11 protein-coding genes are annotated in these 14967 nt (G+C 73.5%); 2 read left to right on the top strand and 9 right to left on the bottom strand.

Going from position 1 to position 14967, the window contains the following annotated elements:
• Window positions 1-138: 138 nt before the first annotated feature.
• The 3 genes from ACFWMZ_RS12955 to ACFWMZ_RS12945 form a co-directional block, all read right to left on the bottom strand.
• On the bottom strand, window positions 139-375 hold the full coding sequence (locus tag ACFWMZ_RS12955; protein WP_383180859.1) for an RNA-binding protein: 237 nt from the start codon (window positions 373-375) through the stop codon (window positions 139-141).
• Window positions 376-377: 2 nt separating this feature from the next.
• Window positions 378-812 (bottom strand): 30S ribosomal protein S16, encoded by a 435-nt coding sequence (gene rpsP / locus ACFWMZ_RS12950; protein WP_100457680.1) that lies wholly within the window; start codon window positions 810-812, stop codon window positions 378-380.
• 237 nt (window positions 813-1049) lie between these two features.
• On the bottom strand, window positions 1050-1691 hold the full coding sequence (locus tag ACFWMZ_RS12945; protein WP_383180863.1) for a hypothetical protein: 642 nt from the start codon (window positions 1689-1691) through the stop codon (window positions 1050-1052).
• A 597-nt stretch (window positions 1692-2288) separates the two neighbouring features.
• Here ACFWMZ_RS12945 and ACFWMZ_RS12940 point away from each other — a divergent pair.
• A complete protein-coding gene (locus tag ACFWMZ_RS12940; RefSeq protein ID WP_383201389.1) occupies window positions 2289-3140 on the top strand; it encodes an SAM-dependent methyltransferase in 852 nt (283 codons plus the stop codon).
• A 317-nt stretch (window positions 3141-3457) separates the two neighbouring features.
• Here the strand turns inward: ACFWMZ_RS12940 and ftsH are convergent, their stop codons facing one another.
• From ftsH to ACFWMZ_RS12910, 6 genes are all read right to left on the bottom strand, one after another.
• Window positions 3458-5398, bottom strand: a complete 1941-nt coding sequence (ftsH, locus tag ACFWMZ_RS12935; protein ID WP_383201386.1) for an ATP-dependent zinc metalloprotease FtsH — start codon at window positions 5396-5398, stop codon at window positions 3458-3460.
• Window positions 5399-5898: 500 nt separating this feature from the next.
• Window positions 5899-7449 (bottom strand): signal recognition particle protein, encoded by a 1551-nt coding sequence (ffh, locus tag ACFWMZ_RS12930; RefSeq protein WP_383201383.1) that lies wholly within the window; start codon window positions 7447-7449, stop codon window positions 5899-5901.
• A 423-nt stretch (window positions 7450-7872) separates the two neighbouring features.
• Window positions 7873-10413, bottom strand: a complete 2541-nt coding sequence (locus ACFWMZ_RS12925; protein ID WP_383201380.1) for a [protein-PII] uridylyltransferase — start codon at window positions 10411-10413, stop codon at window positions 7873-7875.
• A 26-nt stretch (window positions 10414-10439) separates the two neighbouring features.
• On the bottom strand, window positions 10440-10778 hold the full coding sequence (locus ACFWMZ_RS12920; protein WP_383180878.1) for a P-II family nitrogen regulator: 339 nt from the start codon (window positions 10776-10778) through the stop codon (window positions 10440-10442).
• Entirely contained in the window at window positions 10775-12052 is a 1278-nt protein-coding gene (locus tag ACFWMZ_RS12915) for an ammonium transporter (protein ID WP_383180881.1), read from the bottom strand. Before ACFWMZ_RS12915 ends, ACFWMZ_RS12920 begins: the two co-directional genes overlap by 4 nt.
• Window positions 12053-12311: 259 nt before the next feature.
• Window positions 12312-13796: a hypothetical protein gene (locus tag ACFWMZ_RS12910; RefSeq protein ID WP_383180883.1), complete on the bottom strand. Its 1485-nt coding sequence runs from the start codon at window positions 13794-13796 to the stop codon at window positions 12312-12314.
• Window positions 13797-14238: 442 nt separating this feature from the next.
• On the opposite strand from ACFWMZ_RS12910, the gene ACFWMZ_RS12905 reads away from it, so the two are divergent.
• Window positions 14239-14898 (top strand): bifunctional DNA primase/polymerase, encoded by a 660-nt coding sequence (locus ACFWMZ_RS12905; RefSeq protein WP_383180885.1) that lies wholly within the window; start codon window positions 14239-14241, stop codon window positions 14896-14898.
• The last annotated feature ends 69 nt before the right edge of the window (window positions 14899-14967 follow it).

Raw genomic sequence — 14967 nt, 5'->3', positions numbered from 1 at the left:
TCGTTCGAAAGGAGGATCGGGAACGGGCCCGGGCGCCCACGTCGCGGGCACGGGGCCGGGCCCGGAACGGACTGAGGGCCGGAAGCGTACGTACCGCTTCCGGCCCCCGGCCTGTGTCCTGCGAGAACCCCGGAGGGCTCAGACCTGGTCCACGTCGACGAGGTCGACGCGGACGCCTCGGCCGCCGATGGCTCCCACGACGGTCCGCAGGGAGCGGGCGGTACGGCCGTTACGGCCGATCACCTTGCCGAGGTCGTCGGGGTGGACCCGGACCTCCAGCACGCGCCCGCGGCGCAGGTTGCGCTCGGCGACCTGCACATCGTCGGGGTTCTCGACGATGCCCTTCACGAGGTGCTCGAGAGCCTCCTCGAGCATGCTCAGGCCTCGGTCGACTCGGCGGCCGGGGCGTCAGCCTCGTCCGCCTTCTTGTCGGCCTTCTTCTTCTGGGTGATGGCCTCGCCCTTGGGGCCGCCCTCGATGTCCTTGGTGAGCTGGTCGAACAGCGCACGCTTGTCGGCCTTCGGCTCCGGCTGGAGCAGCGGGGCCGGGGCGGGAAGGCCCTTGTGGGCCTGCCAGTCACCGGTGAGCTTCAGGATCGCGAGAACCGGCTCGGTCGGCTGGGCGCCGACGGAGAGCCAGTAGCGGGCGCGCTCCGAGTCGACCTCGATGCGGGAGGGGTTCTGCACCGGGTGGTACAGGCCGATCTCCTCGATCGCACGGCCGTCACGGCGGGTGCGGGAGTCGGCGACGATGATGCGGTAGTGAGGCGAACGGATCTTGCCCAGACGCTTCAGCTTGATCTTGACTGCCACGGGAGTGGTGTCTCCTGGTCTTGACGAGGTGGGCACAACGGGATGCCACGTGGGGTTGCGGTACTCGGGGTGCCCGATGGACGCGTCAGCCGGAGGAGAGAGGGGTCCTGTGCGACTGTCGAGTACAGCTTGCCATTCTGCCATACGGGGAGGGCCCGCCTTCCCACGCCCGTGGCCGCCGTCGGCCGGCCCCGCCCCGGGGACGGATCGGCCGGGGCGCGGGGCCGTGCTCGCCGGTCACCCCGCGACTGCGACCGCCTCGGGGATGCGGAACGGCTTGCCGCAGCCGCCGCACATGATGGGCGCCTGGGCCAGGACGGAGGGGACGACGCGGACGTTGCGCCCGCAGTCGCAGACCGCCTTGACGCGGACGCCGCCTCCGGACGATCCGTGGCGGGCGGCCGGGCCGCGGAAGCTGCGCGCGGTGTCCCCCGCGGTGGCCACGGAGTGCGCCTTGAGGGCGCGGTGCAGGCGGTCGGCGGTCTGGCGGTAGCGCCGCTTGGCCTCCGGGTTGAGCCCGACCAGGGAGAAGCCGCTGCTGGGATGCGGCTCCTCGGGGTGGTCCAGGCCCAGCTCCTCGGCGACGGCGAGGAATCTGCGGTTGTGATACCGGCCGGCCCGTGAGGTGTCGCGAATGCCACGGGCTGCGGCGATGCCATGGACTGCTTCGTGGAGCAGTCGCTCGAAGGAGAGCTCGGCGCCGCAGGCGGACGAGGACTCTCCGATCAGGGACTCGGGCGCGGCAAGATCTGGCAGCTCGGGGTGGTACCGCTGAATGTCGGCCCACGCCTGTGCCAGCTCTGCGGCGAGAACAGGTGGTGTCGTGCTCACGTCGTGCCCAACGAGCAGGAACGGCTCCGTGTTCCTATTCCGGGCCATCCCAAATATTTTGCACGTACCCGTCAGTTGCCGCTGATGCGTCGTGAGGAGAGCGAGTGCGCAGATCTGCACAGAAGTCGCGCAGCTCGTCACAAGCCCGTACGTATCCCCGGGTACGCCGCCTCCTGTACCCCGGTCTGACGCAACGGCTCCCCCGGTCCGCCGCCCGCTGCGGGGCGGACGCCGGGCGGCTGCGGGGTGGGCGGGGCAGAGGCACGCGGCTCGCCGTCGACGGTACCCGGCGGACCTGTGGTGCCCCGCACCGGGCCCGGGCGGGCGGGGCGGTCCGCGTGCGCCGGGCTTCTCGCGGCGCACGTGCGTACAGCCACGGACGGATGTACAGCGCTTCGCCGGCCCTCGTGAGTCCGTGCGGGGCGGCTCGGGGCGCGCTTCGTCGCAGGCCGGGGCAGTCGCCGGGAGCGGAGGGGCGGCCGGGTGGTGCGGGGGCGCGCGAGGGGAGCACGCAAGCACGTGGGCGGCGTCCACTGGACGTGGGGGCGCGGGCGTCGTTCCCTGGCATACGGGGGCAGAGCGAGCACGGCACCGGGGGCGGAACACGGACAGGCCACAACCTCTCGGCAGATGGGGGCTCATGCGATGACTTCGACGCTGGTGCGGCGGCACGGATCGCGACACGAGACGGACCCGGCGCGGGTGCGGGCGCAGGCCCGGGCGCGGGACTGGACGGAGATCCAGGAACGGATGCTGGTCCCCCTCCAGGAGGCGGTCTACGCCCGGGTCGGCCTGGGGCCCGGCGCGCGGGTCCTGGAGCTGGGGTGCGGGTCGGGCCTGGGTCTGCTGCTCGCCGCGGGGCGGGGCGCCTCGGTGGCGGGGGCGGAGACGGAGCGGCCGGAGCTGCTCGCCCACGCGCAGCGACGGCTGCGGGGCACCGGGGACGTTCCGGCGGGCGACGGCCCCCTGCTGGGGGACGACGCGTGGGGCGCGGCGGGGCCGGGCGCCGGGCACTCCCTCGTGGTGTCCTTCCGGCCGCTGGGTTGCACGGCCGGTGACGCGGCGGCGCTGGGGGCGCAGCTCGCGCGGGCGCTGGACGGGGCACGCCGGGGCACGCAGGTGGTGCTCACGGGCTGGGGGCCGCCCGAACGATGCGCCGCCACGGGAGTCCTGCGCGCCGCGCACCGCCTCTCGGAGCCCGTGGCGGGGCCGGGCGCGTGGCGCTCGGCGGGGCGCGACGACCTGGAGGACGTGACGAGCACGGCGGGGCTGCGTCTGGAGGGGTCGGGGCGGGTGAGCTGCCCGTTCGGCTATTCGGACCCGGAGAACGCGGTACGCGGCCTGCTGTCGACAGGGCTGCTGGACGCGGCCCTCGCTGCGACCGACACGGCCCGCGTGGCCAAGGAACTCGTCGAGGCGCTCCATCCCCACACCCGCGCCGACGGAAGTGTGTGGCTGCCCAACGTCTTCCGGTACGTGGTGGCTCGGTCGGTGTGAGCGGGCGAGGCGGGGCCGGGGGCTGAGGCCTGCGGCCGAGGTGTCGTAGGTTCGCGCGCCGTGGGCTCTGACGGGGCGGGGGGGTTGCGGGACGTCGCGCGCGCCGCTCAGCGACGTTCTACGGGGCTGGCCCCGTCGTTACGCGCCGCGCCGCCTACCGGAGGTAAAAGCGCAGGTCGCGCGCCCCGTAAGCGCCCCGTCGCGCGCGGCGTTCACGGGGCGTCCCGGGCGCCTCGTCTCGCTGTCCGCAGGGCGCGCCACTGCGGCGTACGAGGCCCGCAGCGGGACGCGAATTGCGTCGCGTCGCAGCCAGGCGCCTAGCCCTTGTGCAGTCGGGGAATCCCAGCCGCGCGGTATGCCTCGGCCTCCTCCAGGGTCTCGTTCTCGAGGAGGGCCGCGGCGAGGGCGTCCAGCTGGTCGCGGTGGTCGGTGAGCTGGCGGCAGGCGCTCTCGTAGCACTCCTCGACGATGCGGCGCATCTCCTCGTCGATGGTGTCGAGGGTGGCCGGGGCGGCGGAGAGGCCGTAGGCCTGCTGGGCGTCCTGCGGGAGGGCGGAGAGGCGGCCGACCTTGGAACTCATGCCCCAGCGGCCGACCATGCCGCGCACCATGCCGGTGACCTGCTCCAGGTCGTTCTCCGCGCCGGTGGTCACCATGCCGAAGACCACCTGCTCCGCCGCCATGCCGCCGAGCGCTCCGATGATGCGGCCGCGCAGGTACTCCTCGGTGTAGGCGTACTTGTCGGCCTCGGGCGTGGAGAGGGTGACGCCGAGGGCGCGGCCGCGCGGGACGATGGTGATCTTGCGGACGGGGTCGGCGCCGGGCTGGAGCATGCCGAGCAGGGCGTGGCCGCTCTCGTGGTAGGCGGTGCGGCGGCGTTCGTCCTGGGGCATGACGAGGGGGCGTTCGGCGCCGAGCTGGACCTTCTCCAAGGCGCCGGAGAGGTCGCGCTGGTCGACCTGCTTCTGGCGCCGTTTGACCGCCAGGAGGGCCGCCTCGTTGGCGAGGTTGGCCAGGTCGGCGCCGGTCATGCCCGGTGTGCTGCGGGCGATCTGCGCCAGGTCGGCGTCCGGGGCGAGCGGGATGTCCCGCGTGTGGATCTTCAGGATGGCCTCGCGGCCCCCGCGGTCGGGCGGGCTGACCGCGACGACGCGATCGAAGCGGCCGGGGCGGGTCAGGGCGGGGTCAAGGATGTCGGCGCGGTTGGTCGCGGCTATCACGATGACGCCCTCGGAGCCGGAGAAGCCGTCCATCTCGGTGAGGATCTGGTTGAGGGTCTGCTCGCGTTCGTCGTGGCCGCCCATGCCCGAGCCCCCGCCCCGGGCGCGGCCGATGGTGTCGATCTCGTCGATGAAGATGATCGACGGTGCCACTTTCCGGGCCTCGGCGAAGAGCTCCCGGACCCGCCCGGCGCCGACGCCGACGATCATCTCGATGAACTCGGAGGCCGAGGCGGAGAAGAACGGGACGTCGGCCTCGCCCGCGACGGCGCGGGCCAGCAGCGTCTTGCCCGTACCGGGCGGGCCGGTCAGCAGGACGCCGCGGGGCATCTTCGCGCCCATGGCGCGGTAGGCGTCGGGGTGTTTGAGGAAGTCGACGATGTCGTTGAGCTCCTCCTCCACCTCGTCGATACCGGCGACGTCGGCGAAAGTGGTCCGCCGCCCCTCCTCCAGTTCCACGGGCTTGGGAGGCGGCTTCCGGCCGAGCATGCCCCCTCCCCCGCTGAGCCCGGCACTCATGCGGCGCGCGATGAAGACCCAGAGCGCGACGAGGAGCAACATCGGCGCGAGGGAGATCAGGAGGTTGGAGAAGAGGCTGCGTTCGGCGACGACCGGCTCGGCGGTGACCGTGACCTTGTGCCGGTCGAGTTCCGTCCAGAGGCCGTCGTCGGCGAACGAGGGGCGCTGCGTGGTGAAGGTCTTGTAGTCGCCCTCGCCGTCGTCGGCGTCGTCGTCCCCCGGGCGGGGCTGGGACTTCTTCAGCTCGCCCTGGATGGCGTCGCCCTTGGCGTAGATCCTGGCGACGTTGTTGTCGCCGACCTGCCGGCTGAACTCGGTGTACGAGATCGTGGTGTCGTCGCCCTGGTCGAAGAAGGAGAGCACCAGGTTGGCGATGACGAAGACCAGGAGCGCGGTGAGCAGGAGCCTCCACCAGCCGCCCGGCATCCGGCCGCGCTCCTTGGGCGGGTCGGGCTCCGGGGCCCCCTCCGAGCGCCAGGGTTTGTCGGTGCGGTCGCGCGGCGGGACGGGGCTGGTCACTCGCATCTCCTTCACGCCGACGCCGGGTGCGGCCGACATTAGTCCGCATATCACCCCAATGCGCGAGGGGCCTGTCAGGCGGGTGATCCTCCTCGACGGGGCCCCGGCGGGCTTCGGCGCGGGGCGGGGCGCGGGTGACGGAGCGCGCGCCGCGCCCGGTGCGGGGCGCGGGCACTGGGCGGCCGCGCGGTGCGTACGGGGCGCTCAACGCCACGCGCGCCCCGCACGGAACGTCACCCCGGCCGCGCCGTCCGAAGCGCCACGCCGCCCGCCCCGCAACGCCCCGTACGGGGCGCGCCCCGTCAATCACATCACCGCAGGTCGCCCGCCCCGTAACGCCCAGCAGCCGAGCCCCGACGGAGCCGCCTCACGCCCCGCCCCGCAGGCGCTCCGCCCGTCACCACGCACCAGGCGGAAAACGCGAAAGGGGCGCACGCCCGAAGACGTGCGCCCCTCCTCGACCCGCGCTCCAGCCCTCAGGCCGGCGCAGGCGAACCATCTCAGCCCATGAACTTCTTGAACTCGTCCGGCAGCTCGAAGTCCTTGCCGGGCTGGCCGCCGGGAAGGCCGAACGGGCTGCCCTCCTGGGCGCCCTGTTCGCGGCGGGCCGCTGCGGCCTCTTCCTCGGCCTTGCGCTTCATCGGGTTGCCACTCTTGCGCTTGCCCTTGGCCTGCTTCTGCTTCTTCTTCTGGCGGCCGGGGCCGCCGCCCGAGCCGGGCATGCCCGGCATCCCGGGCATGCCGCCGCCCTGCGCCATGCGCGACATCATCTTCCGTGCCTCGAAGAAGCGCTCCACGAGGTTCTTGACGGCGCTGACGTCGACACCGGAACCCTTGGCGATACGGGCACGGCGGGAGCCGTTGATGAGCGTCGGCTCGGCGCGCTCGGCCGGCGTCATCGACTTGATGATGGCGGCGGTGCGGTCGACGTCCCGCTCGTCGAGGTTGCTGATCTGGTCCTTGACCTGGCCCATGCCCGGGAGCATCCCGAGCAGCTTCGAGATCGAGCCCATCTTCCTGACCTGCTCCATCTGGGCCAGGAAGTCGTCGAGCGTGAACTCCTTGGGTCCCTTCTGGAGCTTGCGGGCCATGTCTTCGGCCTCTTGCTGGCTGAAGGTCTTCTCGGCCTGCTCGATCAGGGTGAGCATGTCGCCCATGTCGAGAATGCGGGAGGCCATGCGGTCCGGGTGGAACGCGTCGAAGTCCTCAAGCTTCTCGCCGTTGGAGGCGAACATGATCTGCTTGCCGGTGACGTGCGCGATGGAGAGCGCCGCACCACCGCGGGCGTCGCCGTCGAGCTTGGAGAGGACCACACCGTCGAAGCCGACGCCGTCGCGGAAGGCCTCGGCGGTGTTGACCGCGTCCTGACCGATCATGGCGTCGACGACGAAGAGGACCTCGTCGGGCTGGACGGCGTCGCGGATGTCCGCGGCCTGCTGCATCAGCTCCTGGTCGATACCGAGGCGGCCCGCGGTGTCGACCACGACCACGTCGTACTGCTTGGTGCGCGCGTGGGCGATGGAGTCCTTGGCGACCTGGACCGGGTCGCCCACGCCGTTGCCCGGCTCCGGGGCGAAGATACCGACACCGGCGCGCTCGGCGACGACCGAGAGCTGGTTGACGGCGTTGGGGCGCTGCAGGTCGGCGGCGACGAGGAGGGGCGCGTGCCCCTGGCCCTGGAGCCACTTGCCGAGCTTTCCGGCGAGCGTCGTCTTACCGGCACCCTGCAGACCCGCGAGCATGATCACGGTGGGCGGCTGCTTGGCGAAGCGCAGGCGGCGCGTCTCGCCACCGAGGATGCCGACCAGCTCCTCGTTGACGATCTTGATGATCTGCTGCGCCGGGTTCAGCGCCTTGGAGACCTCTTCGCCGAGAGCCCGCTCCTTGACCTGCTTGATGAAGGCGCGCACCACGGGCAGCGCGACATCCGCCTCCAGGAGTGCGATGCGGATCTCGCGTGCGGTGGCGTCGATGTCCGCCTCGGACAGGCGCCCCTTGCCGCGGAGGCTCTTGAATGTCGCTGCAAGGCGATCGGAGAGGGTGTCGAACACGGCGCTCGTCGGTCCTCGGGGGTCGGGGGCAGGGTGGGTCGTTGTACAGGGTATCCGCCCCGGCAAGTGCGTCGTCCCGCAGCCTGAAGCGGTGCACGGGGCCGGGGGCGCAGCGTACGGTGCGCGGGGCACTCCGCGGGCGCCCCGCGCACGGGGCGGGCGGCACGGTAAGCGGCGCTGTCGCTCAGCGCCCCGTACCTGCGTAGCGCGGGGCGGGCCTGGGCAGAGCGAAGCATCCCCCGCCACAGCCGGACGGAGCACCGCCGTAAGCGGCACCGTCGCGCAGCGCCCCCTACCCGCCCCGTGCGGGGCGCGCCCCGCACCGAGCTGGGGCGGCACCGTAAGGGGTACCGGCGCGCAGCGCCTCGTACCGGACCGTGCAACGGACCTCGCGGGCCCGCCCCGAGCCCCCGCCCCGCCCCGTCACCCCCGCAACGTCTCCTCGAGCCTCTTCACCACCCGCCCCGCCTCCTCCTCCGACAACGGCCTCCCCCCGGCGTCCGTGACGTAGAACGCGTCCACGGCGTTGGCGCCGAGGGTGCTCACGTGGGCGCTGCGGACGCGAACGCCGTCGCTCTCCAGAGCCTGGCCGATGCGGTGGAGCAGGCCCGGCGCGTCCTGGGCGCGTACCTCGATGACGGTGGCGTGCCGGGAGGCGGCGGGGGCGACGCGTACCCGGGGCGGCGGGGCGGTGATGCCGCGGCGGCGCGGGTAGGCGGCGTCGCGTTCGGCGAGGCGCGCCCGGATGTCGAGCGACCCGTCGAGGGCGCGGACCAGGTCGGCGCGGAGCCGGGCGGACTGCGGGAGGGAGCCGTACTCGGCGGCGACGCGCCAGTTGAGCAGCAGGACGCCGGACGGGTCGTCGGCGGCCGTGGCGGGGGCGGCCCGCGGCGCGCCGTCGAGGCCGCGAGGCAGGCTGACGGCGCTCAGTTCCGCGGTGCGCACCGTGAGGCGGTGCATGGCGAGCACCCCGGCGACGGCGGGCAGCACACCGACCGCGTAGCTGTCCCGGGCGCCCTGCGCGGGACGGGCCGGCAGGGCGATGACGAGTTCGACACCGAGGGGCTCCTGCGCGGTGTCCGCCCCGTCCGCGGCGTCGCCCGCCCCGTCGCGGGGCAGCGCCTCGGCGTGGGCGCGGAGGGCGAGGACGGGCCTGCGGGTGCGGTACGCCTCGACGGCGAGCCGCTCCTGCTCCGCGGTGGGCGCCGGGGCGGCGGGCTCCTCCGGCTCCTCCCCCGCGAGGGCCGCGCCGACGCGGCCCACGAGGTCGGTGACGAGCGAGTCGCGCCAGGCGGACCACGCGGCGGGCCCCGTGGCGAGGGCGTCGGCCTCGGTGAGGGCGTGCAGGAGTTCCAGGGTGGTCTGGCTGCCGACGGCGTCGGCGACGGAGCGCACCGTGGCGGGGTCGTCGAGGTCGCGGCGGGTGGCGGTCTCCACCAGCAGCAGGTGGTGGCGGACGAGGGTGGCGAGGACGGCGGTGTCGTGCCGGTCGAAGCCGAGCCGCCCCGCCACGTCGCGGGTGATGATCTCCCCGGCCACCGAGTGGTCGCCGGGCCAGCCTTTGCCGATGTCGTGCAGCAGCGCCGCGACCAGGAGCAGGTCGGGGCGGCTGACCCGGCGGGTCAGGGAGGCGGCGCGGACGGCGGTCTCCACCAGGTGCCGGTCGACGGTCCAGGTGTGGACGGCGTTGCGCTGCGGGCGGCAGCGGACGCGTTCCCAGTCGGGCAGGAGCCGGGTGACGAGCCCCTCCGCCTCCAGCGCCTCCCAGACGGGCACGGTGGAGCGTCCGGCGCCGAGCAGGGTGACGAGCTGGTCCCGGGCCTCGGCGGGCCAGGGCGTCGGCAGCGGCCGGGTGGTGGCGGCGAGTCGGCGCACCGTGGGCAGGGAGAGCGGCAGCCCGGCCTGGGCGGCCGCGGCAGCGGCGCGCAGCGGCAGGACGGGGTCGCGTTCGGGGCGGGCGGCGCGGGCGAGGCCGACCTCGCCGTCCTGCTCGACGACGCCCTCGGCGAGCGGGCTGCGGTCGACGGGAGGCTTGCCGGGAAGAATGGCCCGGAGCCGGGGCCGTACGGAGCGGGAGCGCAGGACGCGGCCCACCTCGCGCCAGGTGACGTCGCCGGCGTAGGAGAGGGTGCGGGCGGCCTCGTAGACCTGGCGCAGGAGGGTGTCGGCGTCGAGGAGGCCGAGGGCGGCGGCGACCTGGTCCTGTTCCTGGAGGGCGAGGCGGTCGGTGGAGCGTCCGGTGGTGAGGTGGAGGGCGTCGCGGACGTCGAGGAGGCGGCGCCGGGCGTCGTCGAGCCCTTCGCGGGGCGCGTCGGCGAGCCAGGAGGCGGCGACGGCGCGCAGCGCGGTGGCGTCGCGGAGGCCGCCACGGGCCTCCTTGAGGTCGGGTTCGAGGAGGTACTGGAGTTCGCCTGCCCGTTCGGCGCGCTCCTCGCAGAGTTCGCGCAGGTGCGGGAGGCGTTTGGGGGCCTGGTTGCGCCAGTCGGCGAGGACCGTGGTCCGCAGGCCGGCGGTGGTGCCGAGGTCGCCCGCGAGGTGGCGGGCGTCGAGCAGGCCGAGCTGGACCTTGAGGTCGTCGGCGGCCGTCTTCCGGGCCTCGGCGGGGGTGCGGACGGCGTGGTCGAGGTCGAGGCCGAGGTCCCAGACCGGGTACCAGATGCGGTCGGCGAGCCGGGCGATCTCGGCCGACGAGGCGCTGCCGTCGTGCAGGAGAAGGAGGTCGAGGTCGCTGCGGGGGGAGAGTTCCCCACGGCCGTAGCCGCCGACGGCGACCAGGGCGACGCCCCGCATGCCGCCCGCGGCGGCGGTGAACAGGCCGTTCAGCCAGTCGTCGGTCAGGGCGGAGAGGGCCTTACGGCGCGGCGGCCCGGGCCGGGCCTCCTGCTGGAGGAGGCTCAGCCGGGCCGCCGCATAACCGCCGGGTCCCGAGTCTTCCGCTGCCGTACTCACGTCCGTGCTCGTCACCCGGCGACTCCGTTCCTCGTGTGTGGTCAGAGCGCGTCGGGTCCGCGCTCGCCGGTGCGGACCCGGACCGCGGTGTCCACGGGCAGGCTCCACACCTTGCCGTCACCGATCTTGCCGGTGCGGGCGGCCGTGACGACGACCTCGATGAGCTGTTCGGCGTCGTCGTCCTCGACCAGGACCTCGATGCGGATCTTGGGGACCAGGTCGACGGTGTACTCGGCGCCGCGGTAGACCTCGGTGTGGCCGCGCTGCCGGCCGTAGCCGCTGGCCTCGGTGACCGTCAGCCCGTGGACGCCGAAGGCCTGGAGGGCGTCCTTGATCTCGTCGAGCCGGTGCGGCTTGACGACCGCGGTGATGAGCTTCATGCGTCCACCTTCGAGTTCGGGGCGGCCGGGGCAGCGTCGGCCTTGGGGAGGTTACCGCTGGTCAGGGAGGCCCCGACGGCGGTGAAGTCGTACGCGCTCTCCGCGTGGTAGGCCTGGTCGACGCCGCCGACCTCGTCGTCCTCGGGGGCCCGGAAGCCGATGGTCACGTCGACGAACTTGGCGAGCAGCCAGGAGACGGTGAAGGAGAAGGCCATGGTGGCGAAGGCGCCGATCGCCTGCTTGCCGAGCTGGCCGAGGCCGCCGACGCCGTCGACGGCGAGGACGCCGACGAGCAGGGTGCCGATGACGCCGCCGACCAGGTGGACGCCGACGACGTCCAGCGAGTCGTCGTAGCCGAGCTTGTACTTGAGGCTGACGGCCCAGGAGCAGAGGGCGCCGGCGACGAGGCCGATGAGGATGGCTCCGAAGGCGTTGACGTGGGCGCCGGACGGGGTGATCGCGACGAGGCCCGCGATGGCGCCGGAGGCGGCGCCGAGCGTGGTGAACGCTCCGTGGCGGACGCGCTCGTAGATCAGCCAGCCGAGCATCGCGGCGCCGGTGGCGACCTGCGTGTTGAAGGCCATGTTGGCGGCGGTGCCGTCGGCGGCGAGGGCGGAGCCGGCGTTGAAGCCGAACCAGCCGAACCACAGGAGGGCGGCGCCGAGGACGACCAGCGGCAGGTTGTGCGGCCGCATCGGGTCCTTCTTGAAGCCGATGCGCTTGCCGACGACGAGGACCGCGGCGAGGGCGCCGACACCGGCGTTGATGTGGACCGCCGTACCGCCCGCGAAGTCGATCACGTCGAGCTGGTAGAGCCAGCCGTCCTCCTGCCAGACCCAGTGGGCGACCGGGAAGTACACCACGGTGACCCAGAGGGCGATGAACAGGGCCCAGGCGCTGAACTTCACACGGTCCGCGAGGGCGCCGCTCATCAGGGCGGGGGTGAGGGTGGCGAACATCAGCTGGAAGAGGGCGAAGGCGAGGACCGGGATGCCCTCGTCACCACCGGTGAGGGTGGTGGGGTCGATGCCCTTGAGGCCGATGTGGTCGAAGTTGCCGAGGAGGCCGCCGCCGATGTCGCCGCCGAAGGTGAGCGAGTACCCGTAGAGGACCCACAGGATGGCGACGATGCCCATCGAGATCAGCGACATCATGAGCATGTTGAGGGCGCTCTTGACCCGCACCATGCCGCCGTAGAAGAACGCCAGGCCGGGCGTCATCAACATGACGAGCGCGGCACTGATCAGTACGAATGCGGTATCTGCACCGTTCAAGGCCAGTGTCTCCTTGCAGATCGGAACGGCCCTCGCGGATGCCTGGAACGTCGGGCCGACTGTGCTGAGGAGACTGACGCAGCGCGGTTTCGGCCGATGCGCCTCGTTGTTTCGCGCCAGTGACGAAGGCGCGAGCCGTGTTACGCGTGCATGAACGCCCGGCCGCGGCCGCCGTCCGCTCGGCCTGGCTCGGGGAGCCTCGTCGGGCGGTCTCGAGACGGTCGGCCGCGGCCGGTGGCCGGGGGAGGCGCGCGGCGGGTCAGACCGCCTGCGCGGCCTCTGGCAGGTGGTGGGCGAGCAGCTCGGCGAGCTCGGCGGTCTCGCTGCGGCCGGGGTACTGGCGCATCACCCTGTCGACGGTCTTGCGGAGCCGTGTGTTGACCCGCTCGGAGCGGACCTTCGCCGCCAGGTGCGCGGCCTCCTCGGCGCAGACGGTGGAGTCGGCGAGTTCGTCGCGCAGCAGGTGCACGGAGGCCATGCCGATGAGGTTCAGTGCGTACGAACGCTGGTAGAGGCTGTCGGCGCGGAAGAGGTCGACGGCCTGGCGCATGCCCTGGGCGGAGAGGTTGGCGTAGAGGGTGCTGCCGCCCGCGGCGTAGGCGAGGTCGCGGTAGGAGTGGGCGTTCTCGCTGCTGAGTTCGGCCTCGGTGAAGAAGTGGATCCAGGTCGGCTCCGGCTCGGTGGCGTCCTCCAGTTCCGCGAAGGTCGCCTCGGCCATCCGGGCGGCCCGCTTGCACTTGCCCGGGTTGCCGAGCGAGGCGTGGGCGCGGGCCTCCATCGCATACAGCATGGACTGGGTCCGCGGGCCCGCGCAGTCGCGGCTGCCGTACTGGGCTAGGTGGACCAGTTCCAGGGCGTCGTCGGGCCGGCCGAGGTGGATCATCTGCCGGCTCATGTGCGACAGGATGTACGAGCCGAGCGGCTTGTCCCCGGCCTCCTTCGCGGCGTGCAGGGCCAGCACGAAGTACTTCTGGGCAGTGGGCTGGAGCCCGACGTCGTAGCTCATCCAGCCGGCCAGTTCCGCGAGCTCGGCGGCGACGCGGTAGAGGCGGCGGGTGGTCTCGGCGGGGTGCGGTTCCTGGAGCAGCTCGGTGACCTCGTGGAGCTGGCCGACAACCGCCTTGCGCCGCAGCCCTCCGCCGCACTGGGCGTCCCAGCGGCGGAACATCTGGATGGTGGATTCCAGCAGGTCCAGTTCGGGGGCGGAGAGCCGGGGCCCGCGGCGGCGGTCGGCGACGCGGTGGGGGCCGTCGGTGGTGAGTGAGGTCTGCGGGGTGGGGACGAGCCAGCGCTGCATGGGCTCGATGAGGGAGGCCCCGGCGGCGACGGTGAGGGAGGTGCCGAGGAAGCCCCGGCGGGCCAGCATCAGGTCGCTGCGGGAGAACTCGCTGAGGTGCGCGATCGTCTGCGGTCCGGTCCACGGCAGGTCGACGCCGGCGGCGGAGGGCGTCTGGTGCTGGGGGCGCAGCCCCAGGCCCTCGACGGCGACGACGCAGCCGAACCGCTCCGAGAAGAGGTCGGAGAGGATGCGCGGGATGGGCTCGCGGGGCTGCTCGCCGTCGAGCCAGCGGCGCACCCGGGAGGTGTCGGTGGAGACGTGCGCGGCGCCGAGCTGGCGCGCTCGGCGGTTGACCTGACGGGCCAGCTCGCCCTTGGACCAGCCGCTGCGCACGAACCAGGAGCTGAGCAGCTCGTTCGGGCGCTTCTCCGCGTGCACCGCGCTGATGTCGTCGTCGCCGTTCACCGGAACGCCCCCGTCTCCTCGCACCGCCCGGCGTGTGGGAGCGCCGGGCACCAGCCGATGTGCCGCGCGCGGTGGCGCCCTCAGGAGCGGCGGTCACCCTTCGAACACGGGGTCGAAGCAGCTGCGGCACGCCCTCGCGTACACGAACGCGTGAGCTTGTGTACCGAAAGTAACGCCCCGCTCACCTCTCCGGGGGCCGGTCCCGGGGAAACGCCACCATTCGCCACCCCCTCTTCCGGGCTCCCGCCCCGCCACCCGCGCTTGACTGGACACGAGCGGCTGAAACAGGAGTGGAGACGCACCAGGGGGCGCGCGACGCGCCGCGCACCACCCCCGGCACCGTGGAACGTCACCCCGCACACCACCCCCCGATCGGGGGTGCGCCCCGTGACCGGTCGACTCCGCCACGTAACCGGCACTGCGCGGACCCGTTGGAGGGGGCATGGGTTTCACGATCGGCGGTATCCGGGACATCCGGTCCGGCACCCGGCGACGCGGACGCACCGCGGACCGCCTCGCGCTGGCAGAACTGAGCGGCCGCTGGGGCTGGGACGTGGTGCCCGGCGCCCGCGCCACGGCGGACGGCTGCTCGTGCGGTACGGACGACTGCGCCGCACCGGGCGCCCACCCTCTCGACCGCGGACGGCGCGTCGCCGCGGGCACCGCGGCGGAGAGCGCGGCGCGGCTCTGGGCCCCGTACGGCGGGGCGGCGATGATGCTCCCGGTCGGCGGCGCCTTCGACATCCTCGACGTGGCGGAGCGCGCGGGACGCCGCGCCCTGGTCCGCCTGGAGCGCATGGGACTGCCGCTCGGCCCGGTCACCCTCACACCGGAGGGGCGCGCCCAGTTCTTCGTCGCCCCCGGCTCCGCCCGCGCCCTGCCGGGGCTGCTGTACCGGATGGGCTGGGACGACGCCGATCTCGACCTGCGCTGCCTGGGCCCCGGTACGCACATCACGGCGCCGCCCTCGGACCGGGCCGGGCTCGGTCCGGTGCGCTGGCTCCGCTCCCCCGGCGCGGCGTCCTCGGGGCGGCCGCCGGAGGCACGGCTGCTGCTGGGGACGCTGGCGTACGTCACGCACCGGACCCCGGCCTACGCGTAGCGGGGCGTCGCCCGACCCGCGCAGTGAGGAGCCCCGCACCGGGCACGTCGCCGGTGCGGGGCTCCTCAC

The organism is Streptomyces sp. NPDC058373 (assembly GCF_042723275.1).
In the GTDB taxonomy this organism is placed as follows: Bacteria; Actinomycetota; Actinomycetes; order Streptomycetales; family Streptomycetaceae; genus Streptomyces.
This window is presented reverse-complemented; position numbering and strand designations above follow the sequence as displayed.

What these genes read in the sequence shown, in the direction of transcription:
- ACFWMZ_RS12955 (WP_383180859.1), bottom strand. Translation starts at nt 375, where the DNA reads ATGCTCGAGGAGGCTCTCGAGCACCTCGTGAAGGGCATCGTCGAGAAC.
- ACFWMZ_RS12905 (WP_383180885.1), top strand. Translation starts at nt 14,239, where the DNA reads ATGGGTTTCACGATCGGCGGTATCCGGGACATCCGGTCCGGCACCCGG.
- ACFWMZ_RS12945 (WP_383180863.1), bottom strand. Translation starts at nt 1,691, where the DNA reads ATGGCCCGGAATAGGAACACGGAGCCGTTCCTGCTCGTTGGGCACGAC.
- ACFWMZ_RS12920 (WP_383180878.1), bottom strand. Translation starts at nt 10,778, where the DNA reads ATGAAGCTCATCACCGCGGTCGTCAAGCCGCACCGGCTCGACGAGATC.
- ACFWMZ_RS12940 (WP_383201389.1), top strand. Translation starts at nt 2,289, where the DNA reads ATGACTTCGACGCTGGTGCGGCGGCACGGATCGCGACACGAGACGGAC.